This is a genomic window from Janthinobacterium sp. C22 (genome assembly GCF_057919405.1).
Genome location: NZ_CP193659.1, coordinates 4,747,869 through 4,760,539 on the forward strand (window position 1 = coordinate 4,747,869; position 12,671 = coordinate 4,760,539).

Annotated in this window: 12 protein-coding genes; 7 read left to right on the forward strand and 5 right to left on the reverse strand. The window is 64.3% G+C overall.

Annotated elements, in window-relative coordinates:
* The first annotated feature begins 20 nt into the window (after window positions 1-20).
* Window positions 21-1,043, forward strand: a complete 1,023-nt coding sequence (locus ACRHIG_RS22195; RefSeq protein ID WP_489627923.1) for a Gfo/Idh/MocA family oxidoreductase — start codon at window positions 21-23, stop codon at window positions 1,041-1,043.
* A gap of 15 nt (window positions 1,044-1,058) precedes the next feature.
* Here ACRHIG_RS22195 and ACRHIG_RS22200 read toward each other — a convergent pair whose 3' ends face one another.
* Both ACRHIG_RS22200 and ACRHIG_RS22205 read right to left on the reverse strand, forming a co-directional pair.
* Window positions 1,059-1,406 (reverse strand): helix-turn-helix domain-containing transcriptional regulator, encoded by a 348-nt coding sequence (locus tag ACRHIG_RS22200; protein WP_489627924.1) that lies wholly within the window; start codon window positions 1,404-1,406, stop codon window positions 1,059-1,061.
* Window positions 1,363-1,728, reverse strand: a complete 366-nt coding sequence (locus tag ACRHIG_RS22205) for a type II toxin-antitoxin system RelE/ParE family toxin (RefSeq protein WP_489627925.1) — start codon at window positions 1,726-1,728, stop codon at window positions 1,363-1,365. Before ACRHIG_RS22205 ends, ACRHIG_RS22200 begins: the two co-directional genes overlap by 44 nt.
* A 237-nt stretch (window positions 1,729-1,965) precedes the next feature.
* Between ACRHIG_RS22205 and ACRHIG_RS22210 the strand changes: the two genes are divergently transcribed.
* Window positions 1,966-3,183: a hypothetical protein gene (locus ACRHIG_RS22210; protein ID WP_489627926.1), complete on the forward strand. Its 1,218-nt coding sequence runs from the start codon at window positions 1,966-1,968 to the stop codon at window positions 3,181-3,183.
* A 16-nt stretch (window positions 3,184-3,199) separates the two neighbouring features.
* On the opposite strand, the gene ACRHIG_RS22215 is transcribed toward ACRHIG_RS22210, so the two are convergent.
* The 3 genes from ACRHIG_RS22215 to ACRHIG_RS22225 are packed head-to-tail and all read right to left on the reverse strand — an operon-like array spanning window position 3,200 to window position 6,672.
* On the reverse strand, window positions 3,200-4,663 hold the full coding sequence (locus tag ACRHIG_RS22215) for an ATP-binding protein (RefSeq protein ID WP_475416887.1): 1,464 nt from the start codon (window positions 4,661-4,663) through the stop codon (window positions 3,200-3,202).
* Entirely contained in the window at window positions 4,656-5,369 is a 714-nt protein-coding gene (locus ACRHIG_RS22220; RefSeq protein ID WP_475416888.1) for a response regulator, read from the reverse strand. Before ACRHIG_RS22220 ends, ACRHIG_RS22215 begins: the two co-directional genes overlap by 8 nt.
* Window positions 5,344-6,672 (reverse strand): ABC transporter substrate-binding protein, encoded by a 1,329-nt coding sequence (locus tag ACRHIG_RS22225; RefSeq protein ID WP_489627927.1) that lies wholly within the window; start codon window positions 6,670-6,672, stop codon window positions 5,344-5,346. The genes ACRHIG_RS22220 and ACRHIG_RS22225 overlap by 26 nt, the downstream gene beginning before the upstream one ends.
* Window positions 6,673-7,027: 355 nt before the next feature.
* Here ACRHIG_RS22225 and ACRHIG_RS22230 point away from each other — a divergent pair, with 355 nt between their 5' ends.
* The 5 genes from ACRHIG_RS22230 to ACRHIG_RS22250 all read left to right on the forward strand — a co-directional run bounded on the left by ACRHIG_RS22230 (window position 7,028) and on the right by ACRHIG_RS22250 (window position 12,640).
* Window positions 7,028-8,293, forward strand: a complete 1,266-nt coding sequence (locus ACRHIG_RS22230; RefSeq protein ID WP_489627928.1) for an ABC transporter substrate-binding protein — start codon at window positions 7,028-7,030, stop codon at window positions 8,291-8,293.
* Window positions 8,294-8,404: 111 nt separating this feature from the next.
* A complete protein-coding gene (locus ACRHIG_RS22235; protein WP_489627929.1) occupies window positions 8,405-9,319 on the forward strand; it encodes a carbohydrate ABC transporter permease in 915 nt (304 codons plus the stop codon).
* Window positions 9,320-9,327: 8 nt separating this feature from the next.
* Entirely contained in the window at window positions 9,328-10,167 is an 840-nt protein-coding gene (locus ACRHIG_RS22240; protein ID WP_489627930.1) for a carbohydrate ABC transporter permease, read from the forward strand.
* Between the two features lie 10 nt (window positions 10,168-10,177).
* On the forward strand, window positions 10,178-11,311 hold the full coding sequence (locus ACRHIG_RS22245; protein WP_489627931.1) for an ABC transporter ATP-binding protein: 1,134 nt from the start codon (window positions 10,178-10,180) through the stop codon (window positions 11,309-11,311).
* Window positions 11,312-11,404: 93 nt separating this feature from the next.
* Window positions 11,405-12,640 carry a maltoporin gene (locus tag ACRHIG_RS22250; RefSeq protein WP_489627932.1) on the forward strand — a complete coding sequence of 412 codons (1,236 nt, stop codon included), beginning with the start codon at window positions 11,405-11,407 and terminating at the stop codon, window positions 12,638-12,640.
* Window positions 12,641-12,671: the final 31 nt, after the last annotated feature.

Here is a 12,671-nt window from a genome sequence, read left to right on the forward strand (position 1 = left end):
TAAAGCTATCTGGAGACCACATGTCATCCCCAACATTAAAAGTCGGCATCGTCGGCCTGGGCAGGCTGGGCCAGCGCCATGCCATCAACCTGGCGCAGCGCGTGCCCAACGCCGAAGTCGTGGCCGCCTGCAGCCCCGTGCCGGCTGAACTGGACTGGGCCGCCAGCCAGCTCGGTATCACTACCGGCTATGCCGATTACGATACGCTGCTGGCCCATCCCGGCCTGGACGCCGTCTTCCTCGTCACGCCCACCTCGCTGCATGCGGACCAGATCATCGCCGCCTTGCGCGCCGGCAAGCATGTGTTTTGCGAAAAACCGCTATCGCTGGACCTGGCCGACTGCCTGAAGGTGGAAGCGGAAGCGGCGCGCCACCCGCAGCTGACCATCATGATCGGCTTCGTGCGGCGTTTCGACGCCAGCTATCATGACGCCCAGCAAAAGATCGCACTAGGGCGCATCGGCAAGCCGTATCTGGTGCGTTCGCAAACCTGCGACCAGAACGACCCCAGCGGCGCCTTCATGCGCTTCGCCCCCACCAGCGGCGGCATCTTCCTCGATTGCAGCGTGCACGATATCGACCTGGCGCGCTGGCTGCTGGGCAATCCCGTGCCCAAGCGCGTGTATGCGAGCGGCACCAACGCCATCCACACGGGCTTGCAGGCCTTCGGTGACGTCGACAACGGCCTGGCGACGGTCGAGTTCAGCGACGGCAGCATGGCCAGCTTCATGGCGTCGCGCACCATGGCGCATGGCCACGAAACCCTGACGGAAGTGTTCGGCACGGGCGGCCGCCTGGCTGTGGGCAGCAATCCGCGCCTGAACCGCGTGGAAATTTCGGATGCGCACGGCGTGCGCAACGAGTGCACGCCGGACTTCTATGCCCGCTTCGCCGACGCCTTCCTGATCGAGGCGCAGGAGTTCACGGATGCGGCGCTGGGCCGGCGCACCTTGTCATTGACCTTGCACGACGCGACGGAAGCGACGCGCATCGGCCTGGCCATGACACAAGCCATGCGCGAGGCCCGGCCCGTGGAGTTTTAAGCGCACGCGGTGGACTCAGGCGGCCGGCGCGGGAAATGGACGTTCGGGCTGCCTGGGTTCCACGGCCAGCCGCAAGCCCATGGCATCGAGGATGGCCGTCAAGGTGCTCAGCGAGGGATTACCATCGGGCGACAGGGTACGGTACAGCTGAGTGGGATTGAGCTTGGCCGCCTGCGCCACGGCCGGCACGCCGCCAAAGGCGCGCGTCAGCTGGCGCAGCACGGCCAGCAGTTCGCCGTGGTCGCCATCGACGAGGATATTGTTGATCAATTCGAGGGCGAGATCGGGATCGTCGCGGTACAGTTCAGCCATCGCCTCGTCATGTGAGCGGTCTCTCGGTGGTTTGCTTAGTTCCTCTTTCATGTCCTCTCTCCTTCCAGTCGTGCCAGCAGGCACAGGCGTATTCGATATCTTTCGGCTGCGTGCGCTTGTCGCCTCCGCACAGCAATAAAATGATCTGCTCCCCGGCAATGGCGTAATAGATACGGTAACCGGCTCCCACATCGATCCGTAACTCCCACACGCCGTCATGGCAGAACTTGTGGTCGCCAAAATTGCCGGGAATCATACGCAGCACGCGCCGGGCTATGGCCACCCTGGCCGTAGTATCGCGCTGGCGTTTCAGCCATTCCGTGTATAAATCCCTGCCCGATGACGTCAGATAGTGCCGGATCTCGACCACCATATTCGTCCATAAACGAAGGAAGATCAAGGAGAAAGTCACGTGGTTGCATAAAAAAGAAGACCACGCCATCTTGCGGCGAAACCGCATGACGCAGGGGCCGAATGCCGGGATCACTGATGTATATCAAGATGCGTTTCCCCAGTTACTGTAGAGAAATGATGTGACGCGTACACGCCTCACGCGCATGCCATTGCGCTATACAATAAGCGCTGCCCAACCGCGAAAAACCCTGCCGCCATGACGAACAACGACAGCAACTCCCCTCCCCTTGCCGACGTGGCCGAACGCTACGTCAAGCTGGTCCTGGCCATGGGCCAGCATGATGCGTCGTATGTCGACGCCTATTACGGCCCGCCCGCCTGGCAACAGGAAGCGGCAGAGCGGCAACAGGGTCTGAGCGATATCCAGGCTGCCGCGCAGGACGCACTGGCCCTCCTGACTGGTGACGCCTCCTTACGCGCAGTCAACCTGCGCAAGCAATTGCAGGCCGTGCTGGCCAAGGCGGACATGCTGCAGGGATCGCGCCTCGATTTCGATACGGAAAGCGCGCGCCTGTACGACGCCGTCTCGCCCCATCACAGCCGCGCGTACTACCAAGCACTGGTGGCGCAGATCGACGCCCTGCTGCCCGGCGGCGGCACGGTCAGCGCACGCGTGAATGCCTTGCGCGCGCAACTCGTCATTCCCGCCGACAAGCTGCGCGCCGTCATGGAGGCGGCCATCCGCGCGGGCCGCGAGCGCACCTTGCAGTACATCGCCCTGCCCGAAGGCGAAGATTTTATATTGGAATTCGTCACCGACAAGCCCTGGAGCGGCTACAACTGGTACAAGGGCAACTACCAGAGCGTGATCCAGATCAATACGGACTTGCCCGTGTATATCGATCGCGCCGTCGACCTCGGTTGCCACGAAGCGTATCCGGGCCACCACGTCTACAACGTGCTGCTCGAACGCGACCTGGTGCGCGGCAAGGGCTGGATGGAATACTGCATCTATCCCCTGTATTCGCCGCAATCCTTGATCGCCGAAGGCACGGCCAATTACGGCATCGAACTGAGTTTCACGGATGAAGAACGGCTGGACTTCGAACAGCAGGTGCTGTACCCGCTGGCCGGCCTCGAGCCAAAGCTGGCGCCCCGCTACGCGCAACTGAACCAGCTGCTGGCCAGACTCGGCTACGCCGACAACGACATCGCGCGCCAGTACCTCGAAGGCGGCATCACGCGCGAAGAAGCGCTGGAATGGCTGGTCAACGTGCGCCTGTATCCGGCCGAAAAATCCGCGCAGCGCCTGCAGTTCTACGATGCCATGGGCGCGTACGTCATCAATTACAACCTGGGCCAGGACATGGCGAAAGCCTATGTCGAGCGCCAGGGCGCGACGCGTGCCGCCCATTGGGCCGCCTTCCGCGACCTGATGTCCTCGCCCCGCGTGCCCAGCGCGCTGCTGGCCTGACGCTGCCGCCGGCGCCTCACTGGGCCGGCAGGCGGATGGTCGCTTCCAGGCCGCCGTCGCGGTGGTTGGCCAGGGTCAGCTCGCCGCCGTGGGCCTGGACGATGCTGCGCGCAATGCCGAGCCCCAGCCCCATGCCATGCGCATTCTGCTCGCGGCCATGCTCCAGGCGCACATACGGCTGGAACAGGCTGGCGAACGCCTCTTCGGCCACGCCGGGGCCGTCGTCGCGGATGCGGATGACGATATGCCCTCCTTCACGGCACGCGGACAGGTGGGCCGTCTTGCCATAAAACAGGGCATTGTCGAGCAGATTCCCGATGGCGCGCTTCAGGGCCAGGGGCTTGGCCTTCACGCTCAAGCCCGTCTCCGCGTAATGCACCTCGTGGCCAGCCAGCTGGGTCCCGCGCACCATGCGCTGCAGCAAAGGATCCAGGCGCACCTCGGTGGCGTTTTCATGGATGTCGCTATCCTTCACGCATTGCAGCGCCCCCTTGACCATCATGTCCAGCTCGTCGAGGTCGTCGTGGAATTCATTGCGCTGCACATCGTCGTCGAGCAGTTCCGTGCGCAGTTTCAAACGCGTGATGGGCGTGCGCAAGTCGTGCGAAATCGAGACGAACAGCCGTTCGCGGTCTTCCAGATAGCGCTGGATGCGTTCGCGCATGCCGCTGAAGGCGCGCGCCGTCTGCACGAACTCGCGGCTGCCCGTCTGCGGCAGGGGCGGCGGCGTCTCGCCGCGGCCAAACGCTTCGGCCGCATCCGACAGGGCCGCCAGCGGCCGCGTGGTCCAGCGCACGACGAGGATGGACAGCAGCAGCACGGCCGCCAGCGACAATGCCTGCAGCAGCACCCGGTCCAGGGTCCACGGATTACTGCTTTGCAAGAAATACGGGTTGGGCATCAGTGCCGCCAGGTACAGCCAGTTGCCCGGCTCCAGCTCGGCCTGGATCACGAGGACGGGCGCGGGATTCGGTTTCAGCAGCAAGATATGCTGGACCCAGTTTTCCGGCAAGTCGCCGATGTGCGCACCGCTGTCGGCCACCACCAGGTCGCTCGGCCAGGCGAAGCCCACGCGGTAGCCGGCCAGCTGCGGCAAGTCGCTCTTCAGCGCCGCGCCCACCGTGGCCACCACCGTATCGGCCAGCGCGTGCGGTGCGATTTCGCGAATGGCCAGCGGCCCCTGGTTGACGTTGACAAAGAAGCGCGTGCCGCCCATCTCGCGAAATTGCTGAATCAGGATGGGGCGGTAGTTGGCCGGCAGGCTGAGGAAGAAACGGATGGTGCTGGCGGCGCTGCGGGCCAGGTGCTGCGACGCCATGCGCGCCTCCACCGCCGAGTCGCGGCGCAGCTGCGCGGCCCAGATCAGGTTACCCACCAGTTGCGTGGCCAGCACACCGGCCACCATCACGACGGACAGGCGGCCCAGCAGCGATGGCGGCAGCAGGCGCTCGAGCAGACGGCGCGCGCCCCGCTCAGGCATGCGCACTGCTCACGTCGGCCGAAAACACATAACCGGCACCGCGCACCGTCTTGATCAGCACGGGTTGCTTGCCATCATCCTTCAGGCGCAGGCGCAGCCGGCTCACCTGCACGTCGAGCGAGCGGTCGAGCGGCCCCGCGTCGCGCCCCCGCGTCTGTTCGCACAGCACGCTGCGGTCGAGGATATCGCCCGGATGTTCGACAAAGTAGCGCAGCAGCTGGAAATCGAGGCCCGTCAGCTGCAGCGCCTCGCCATCGGCATCCGTCACCGTGCGTTCCAGCGTGTCGAGCGTGAACCCCACGAAGCGGTAAAAGCGGGGCGGCGCGGCCGCGTCGATGCCCGTGCGGCGGTGGATGGCCTTGATGCGCGCCAGCAATTCACGCGGACTGTAGGGCTTGGCGATGTAATCGTCGGCGCCCAGCTCCAGGCCCACCACCCTGTCCGTCTCGTCGGAGCTGGCCGTCAGCATGATGATGGGCACGTTCGAGCGGGCGCGCACCACCTTGCACAGGGCAAAGCCGTCCGTGTCGGGCAGCATCACGTCGAGGATCACCAGCGACAGGCTATCGACGTGGCGATGGAATTCGGCCAGGAAGGTGGCGCCATCGTGCGCCAGTCCCACCTCGTACTGGTTCTTTTCCAGGTAGGCCTTCAGCAGCATGCGGGTCTTTTGATCGTCGTCAACGACCAGGATTTTGCGTGACATGGTCTCGTCCTTTTTTATTCAGCGCCTGCAACATGCTGCCGATGCGGCGCTGGGCGTCGGCCGCGCTGATCGTCTCGTCCAGGAAATAGCGGTGCACCTCGGCGATGATGGCGTCCTTGCTGGTTTCATCGGTGGCCATGCGGTGCACGAGGCTGGGCGCCTGGAAGGCGGCGCCGCGCGCGAACGCCTGCGCCGAAGCGCGCCCACAGCTGTCCAGGCGCGACAGGTCGGCCTGGCGCAAGGCGGGAATCGAACCCTTCACCTGGCTGTACTCGAGCTGCACGGACGGCGAAGCGACCACCTGCGCCAGCTTTTCCTGCGCGCCCTGGTGCGTGTAGTCCGAAGCGAACATGGCCAGCGTATCGATGCTGTACAGGTGGTAGTCGCCCGTGTCGGGCGCTGCGGCGCAGCCGAAGACCTCGTCCGTGGCGCGGCCCCAGGCGTTCAGCTCGCCCTTCGCCCAGTCGCCCATGATGTACATGGCCGCCTCGCCATCACCCACCTGGCGTGCCATCTCGGGCCAGCTCTGTTCGCGCAGCGGCGCCGCCATCCATTGCTTGAGCGACCTCAAGCGCTGCAAGGCGTGCCGCAGGCGGGGGTCCGCATACGCCTCGGCTTTCTTGTCGACAAACAGGGCGCGGTAGTAGGCAGGTCCCGATTCGGCCAGCACCAGCGTCTCGAACAGGGTGGCCACTTGCCACGCCTCGCTGCTTTGCGCCAGCGGCGTGATGCCGGCCTGGCGCAGCGTGGCGGCCACGCGCTCGAAGTCGCTCCAGCTGCGCGGCACGGCCAGGCCCAGGCGCTGGAATATCCTGCGGTTGTAAAACAGGGTATTGATGCGGTGGATGCCGGCCGGCACGCCCATCGTATGGCCGCGGTTCTGCAGCAGGCCCCACACGGTGGGATACATGGTCGCGCGCCAGTTGTTGCTGGCGGCAACGCTGTCGAGCTGCAGCAGCAGGCCCAGGTCGCTCCACTCGCCCAGGGTGTAGCCGATCAGCTGCATGACTTCCGGCGAATTGCCGGCCAGCACGCGGCTCTTCAGCACCTTGCCCGCGCCGACGCCGGCGCCGCCCGCGATACCCGCGTCGCGCCACTCGACGCCTTCCTGCGCCAGGCGCGCCACCAGCACGTCGGCCGCGCGGCGCTCGCCGGTCGAGGTCCACCAGTGCAGCACTTGCAGCGGCTCGGCCCGCACGGGCACGCCGGTCCACATCAGTGATAGCAGTGCCAGTGCCGCCACGCCGCGACGGCGGGCGGCCCCGGCATGGAGGTCGGCGGTGCTGCGCGGTGGCGTCTTCAATGCTGTCCCCTTGTTCTTGTCGCGACAAACTATAGCCCAACTACAAAACAGCAGGTTGGTAATTTAGTACCTTGATTTGTAAAGAAATGTGAGCTTTTGTTGCCCGATCTTGCGCGGCGGCTAAACCACCGCTGCCGCCTGACGCCCCGCGCGGCGCGCCATGGCAGCGGATGACGGTAAGGAAAGGTAAGCAAGCGCACCTGCGCATTTCAATATTATCCTTTGAAATCAACAAGATAAGGGACGATCGCCAGCGCAATGCCGGGAGCTGGCGTCACATTTTCCCCGATGCTACTGTCCGCCAACTGCAGCGTAACAGGCAGTCAAACAAGACCAACACCAACAAGGAGACGACATGCAACTGCATGCAAAAGGCGGCGTGGCCGCGCGCAACACATTGCTGGCACTGCTGCTGGCCAGCGGCACGGCACAGGCGGGCACGCTGACCATCGAAAGCTGGCGCGTGGACGACAAGACCCTGTGGGAAACGGTGCTCATCCCCGCCTTCCAGAAAAAACATCCGGGCATCGAGATCAAGTTCTCGCCCACCGCCCCCACCGAATACGATTCCACCCTGAACGCGCGCCTGAGCGGCGGCACGGCCGGCGACTTGCTCGCTTGCCGCCCGTTCGACGTCTCGCTGGCCCTGTACAAGCGGGGCCAGCTGGAAAAGCTCGACGGCAAGGCCGGCATGGACAACTTCCCCGCCTCGGCCAAGGTGGCGTGGCAGACGGACGATGGCAAGGACACCTTCTGCATGCCGATCGCCTCCGTCATGCATGGTTTCCTGTACAACAAGAAAATCTTCCGCGAACTGAAACTGCAGCCGCCGGCCACGGAAGAGGAATTCTTCAAGGTACTCGAAACGGTCAAGAAGAGCGGCAAGTATGCGCCGCTGGCGCTGGGCACGGCCGACCAGTGGGAAGCGAACCAGGTGGTGTTTACCAGCATCGGCGCCAATTACTGGAAGGGCGAGGATGGCCGCAAGGCGCTGATCGCCGGCAAGGCCAAGTTTACCGATCCGCAATTCGTCGCCGCCTGGGAATATGAAGCCCGGCTGGGCAGCTATCTGTCCAAGGGCGCCAGCGCGCAAACCTATGGCGACAGCCAGAACCAGTTCGCGCTGGGCAAGGCCGCCATCTACCCGTCCGGCTCCTGGGACATCGCCTACTTCAAGCAGGACCCTGAGCTGGAGCTGGGCGCCTTCAACCCGCCCGTGCGCAAGGCCGGCGACAAGTGCTATATCTCGGACCACACGGACATCGGCATGAGCGTCAACAAGAAGTCGAAGAACAAGGAAGACGCCTACAAATTCCTCGCCTGGCTCGGTTCGCAGGAATTCGCCGACATCTACACCAACAAGGTGACGGGCTTCTTCTCGCTGTCGAACCATTTGATTTCCATCAAGGATCCGCTGGCCAAGCAGATGAACGGCTGGCGCGCCAGTTGCGCCTCGACCATCCGTCTGAACGCGCAAATCCTCAACCGTGGCGAACCGAGCATGGAAAACGAACTGTGGAACGTCAACGCCCAGGTCTTGAACGGCAAGCTGGCGCCGAAAGACGCGGCGCGCCAGATCCAGTCCGGCTTTGCCAAGTGGTACAAGCCGCAGCAGCAATAAATCCCCCATCCTCCCCGCGCAACCGGCCTGAGCAATGCGATGCAGCGGCCCGGTGGCGCGGTTTTGCCGGCGGCCCCGCCGCCGGTGTTTTTATTCGTCTGGAGTTTCGCCGTGAAGAAAGCTTTCCCGTGGCACGTGGCCGTGTTCCTGGCGCCGGCGCTGATCATCTACTCACTGTTCAGCGCCCTGCCCCTGGCCGATACCCTGCGCCTGGGCCTGTACACGACCGATGAGGGCGGCCGCCATCATTTTGCCGGTCTGGCCAACTACGCCACCATCCTGTTCGACCCGCAATGGTCGCAAAGTTTCTGGAATGCGATGTGGAACAACTGCAAGTTTTTTCTCATCCACATGCTGCTGCAAAATCCCATCGGCCTGCTGCTGGCCACCCTCTTCAGCCTCAAGGGGCTGAAGGGCGAGCGCAGCTACCGCACCCTGATCTTCCTGCCCACATTATTGTCCGTGGTGATCATCGGCTTCATCTGGCAGCTGATCCTGTCGCCGCTGTGGGGCGTGGGCCAGTCGCTGATGGATGGCGTGGGCATCGGCAGCTACTTCGCGCCATGGCTGGGCCAGGAATCGACGGCCCTGCTGACCATCGCGCTCATTTCTGTTTGGCAATACATCGGCATTCCCATGATGCTGATCTATGCGGCCCTGCTGGCCGTGCCCGAGGAAATCATCGAGGCGGCCCACGCGGAAGGGGCCGGCGCCATGCGCATCTTCTGGCAAATCAAGCTGCCGCTGATCTGGCCCACCCTGGGGCTGGTGACCATCCTGACGTTTGTCGCCAACTTCAATGCCTTCGACCTCGTGTATTCCGTGAAAGGCGCGCTGGCGGGGCCGAACTACGCCACCGACATCCTCGGCACCTTCTTCTACCGCACCTTCTTCGGCTACCAGGCCCAGCTGGGCAGTCCCACCATGGGCGCGGCCGTGGCCACCATGATGTTCCTCGTCATCCTCGCGGGCGTGGGCGTGTATTTCTTTTTCGTGCAGCGCAAGCTGACACGCTACGAACTGTAAGGGCCGCCATGCGCAACGTTTCCACCCGCCCCCTGGGCCGCGCCGCCGTGCATGCGATCCTGGCCGGCTACACCCTGATCGCCCTGTTCCCCATCGTCTTGATCCTGATCAACTCGGTCAAGACGCGGGCCGCCATCTTCGACAATCCGCTGGCCCTGCCCACGCCCGCCACCTTTTCCCTCGTGGGCTTTCACAAGGTGCTGGCCAATTCGGACTTCCTGCTGTACTTCGGCAACAGCCTGTTCGTCACCCTGCTGTCGCTGCTGCTGATCGTGCTGTTCGGCGCCATGGCGGCCTGGGCCCTGTCCGAATACACGTTTACGGGTAACCGCCTGCTGACCCTGTACCTGGCGCTGGGCATCATGATCCCCATCCGCCTGGGCACGGTCTCCATCCTGGAACTGGTGGTGCGGCTCGACCTGATCAACACCCTGACGGCGCTGGTGCTCGTGTACACGGCGCAGGGCCTGCCGCTGGCCGTGATGATCCTGTCCGAATTCGTGCGCCAGGTGCCGCGCGAACTGAAGGATGCGGCGCGCTGCGACGGCGTGGGCGAATTCGCCATCTTCTTCCAGGTGATCCTGCCCCTGATCCGCCCCGCCATCGCCACGGTGGCCGTGTTCACCATGATTCCCGCCTGGAACGATCTGTGGTTCCCACTGATCCTGGCGCCATCGGACCGCACCAAGACCGTCACCCTGGGCGTGCAGCAATTCATCGGGCAATACGTGACGGACTGGAACTCCGTGCTGGCGGCGCTGTCGCTGGCCGTCATTCCCGTGCTCGTCATGTACGTCATTTTCTCTCGTCAACTGATCCGCGGCCTGACATCCGGCGCGGTCAAATAATAGGTGCGCCATGGCCCATGTAAGCCTGCAACAACTGACCAAATCCTACGATGGCCGCCACAATGTGCTGGCCGGCATCGACCTCGACATCCGCGACGGCGAATTCGTCGTGCTGGTGGGCCCTTCCGGCTGCGGCAAGTCGACCTTGCTGCGCATGCTGTGCGGCCTGGAAAGCATTTCGCACGGCACCCTGTCCATCGGCGGCAAGGTCGTCAACGACCTGCCGCCCGCCGAGCGGGGCATCGCCATGGTCTTCCAGAGCTATGCGCTGTATCCGCACATGAGCGTGTTCCGCAACATGGCCTTCGGCCTGAAGATCGCCGGCGCCGGCAAGGACGACATCGCCCGGCGCGTGCGCCACGCGGCCGCCATCCTGAAGATCGACCACCTGCTCGAGCGCCTGCCGCGCGAACTGTCGGGCGGCCAGCGCCAGCGCGTGGCCATCGGCCGCGCCATCGTGCGCGAACCGCAGCTGTTCCTGTTCGACGAGCCGCTGTCCAACCTCGACGCAGCCCTGCGCGTGCAGACGCGGCTGGAAATCGCCAAGCTGCACCGCCAGCTGAACGCCACCATCGTGTATGTGACGCACGACCAGGTCGAGGCGATGACCCTGGGCGACAAGATCGTCGTCATGCATGGCGGCCATATCCAGCAGGCGGGCACGCCGCTCGAGCTGTACCAGCAGCCGGCCAACCGCTTCGTGGCCGGCTTCATCGGCGCGCCCATGATGAATTTCTTCGAAGGACAAGTCATCGCCGCGCAGGACGATGGCGTGCGTGTGGCCCTGGCCAGCGGCCAGGAAATCACGGCCCTCGTCGATCCGGCCGGCCTGCATGCGGGCGATGCCGTCACGGTGGGCCTGCGCGCCGAACACATCCTGGAAAACGGCGATGGCGGCGCCCGCTTCCAGGGCGTCGTCAGCCTGGTGGAACACCTGGGCGAAGCCAACTTCATCTACCTGGCGCTGGACAACGGCCAGGAACTGGTGATACGCGGCGACGGCAACAACCGCGTGCCGCTGGGCCAGCCGTTCACCGTCTCGGCCGCCAGCAGCGCCTTCCACCTGTTCGACGCGCAAGGCGTGGCGCGCACGCGGCGCCAGCCCGGCAACCTGATTTCCTCGAAACAGAATCTGGCCGCCTGAGCCTTCCCGCCCAGGCAGCCCCCCGATTGGATCGGCAGCGATCCGGTATACGACGTGCCCAAGCACGCATTTTAATAACGACAAGGAGATTTCATGCAACACCCGATCAAGACCTCGCTGGCCCTCGCCTGCACCATGCTGCTGGCCTGCGGCGCCGCCCACGCCAGCGATGCCGAAGGCGAATACCACGGCTACTTCCGCGCCGGCCTCGGATCGAGCACGGACAGCCGCGGCCCGCAAAGCTGCTACGGCCTGGGCGGCAACACCATGCGCTACCGGCTCGGCAACGAATGCGACACCTATGGCGAATTCGAATACCAGAAGGAAATGGCCAAGTCCGCCAACGGCGTCAGCTTCGTCGGCCACGTCATGGTGGCCGCCTACACGCCCAGCTCCGCCGTCAGCGACTCGGAACTGAGCATGTCGAAAATGTACGTGGAAGCGAAAAACATCGAAAGCCTCAATGGCGGCACGGCCTGGATCGGCAAGCGCTACTACATGCGTCCCGACATCCACATGCTCGATTTGCAATATATCAATATGAACGGCACGGGCGGCGGCATCGACCAGTACAAGCTGGGACCGGGCCGCATCAGCTATGGCTTCTTCAAGGATAACGACAAGCCCGGCAACTCGGCCATCCGGCAAAACCTCGTCTACCAGGGCATTCCCGTCAACCAGGATGGCACGCTGGAAGTGCTGACCACCCTCATCACGCCCGACAAGAAGGACAGCACCTCGCACAGCGGCTGGCAAGCCACCGTGCTGCACAAGCAGGATAAAGTGTGGGGCGGCGCCAATACCTTCGGCATCCAGTACGGCGTGGGGCCGGGCACGGGCGCCGGCGGCCAGTGCTGCGACCGCATGGGCACCACGGGTTCGATCCGCAACGGCAGCGACGTGACGCGCCTGCGCATCTTCAATTCGCTGTGGATACAGCCGACGCCCGAGTGGAGCGCGGAAATGGTGGCCATCGTGCAGCGCGACAAATCCAACGTCTCGGGCGGCAGCTCGACCTGGACCACCCTGGGCGTGCGCCCCGTGTATGCCGTCAACGACAACTTCAAGCTGCAGTTCGAGCTGGGCACGGACCGCGTGACCTCGCCCACGGGCGGCGCCGCGCAGCGCCTGACCAAGCTGACCTTCGCGCCCACCCTGACGGCGGGCAAGGGTTACTGGTCGCGTCCCGAGTTGCGCGCCTTCGTCACCTACGGCAAATGGAACGACGCCGCCACGGCCGCCGTCAACAAGGCCAATGAATCGGGGCCCGTGTACGGCAACGCCACCAGCGGCACCTCGTTCGGCCTGCAAGTGGAGACGTGGTTTTAGAAGCTGTCTTGATCTGGCGCAGTGCATGCGC

Excerpts from the sequence above, each read along its gene's own strand:
- ACRHIG_RS22245 (WP_489627931.1), top strand. The coding sequence starts at position 10,178 with ATGGCCCATGTAAGCCTGCAACAACTGACCAAATCCTACGATGGCCGC.
- ACRHIG_RS22200 (WP_489627924.1), bottom strand. The coding sequence starts at position 1,406 with ATGAAAGAGGAACTAAGCAAACCACCGAGAGACCGCTCACATGACGAG.
- ACRHIG_RS22195 (WP_489627923.1), top strand. The coding sequence starts at position 21 with ATGTCATCCCCAACATTAAAAGTCGGCATCGTCGGCCTGGGCAGGCTG.
- ACRHIG_RS22220 (WP_475416888.1), bottom strand. The coding sequence starts at position 5,369 with ATGTCACGCAAAATCCTGGTCGTTGACGACGATCAAAAGACCCGCATG.
- ACRHIG_RS22205 (WP_489627925.1), bottom strand. The coding sequence starts at position 1,728 with ATGGTGGTCGAGATCCGGCACTATCTGACGTCATCGGGCAGGGATTTA.
- ACRHIG_RS22250 (WP_489627932.1), top strand. The coding sequence starts at position 11,405 with ATGCAACACCCGATCAAGACCTCGCTGGCCCTCGCCTGCACCATGCTG.
- ACRHIG_RS22210 (WP_489627926.1), top strand. The coding sequence starts at position 1,966 with ATGACGAACAACGACAGCAACTCCCCTCCCCTTGCCGACGTGGCCGAA.
- ACRHIG_RS22240 (WP_489627930.1), top strand. The coding sequence starts at position 9,328 with ATGCGCAACGTTTCCACCCGCCCCCTGGGCCGCGCCGCCGTGCATGCG.
- ACRHIG_RS22215 (WP_475416887.1), bottom strand. The coding sequence starts at position 4,663 with ATGCCTGAGCGGGGCGCGCGCCGTCTGCTCGAGCGCCTGCTGCCGCCA.
- ACRHIG_RS22230 (WP_489627928.1), top strand. The coding sequence starts at position 7,028 with ATGCAACTGCATGCAAAAGGCGGCGTGGCCGCGCGCAACACATTGCTG.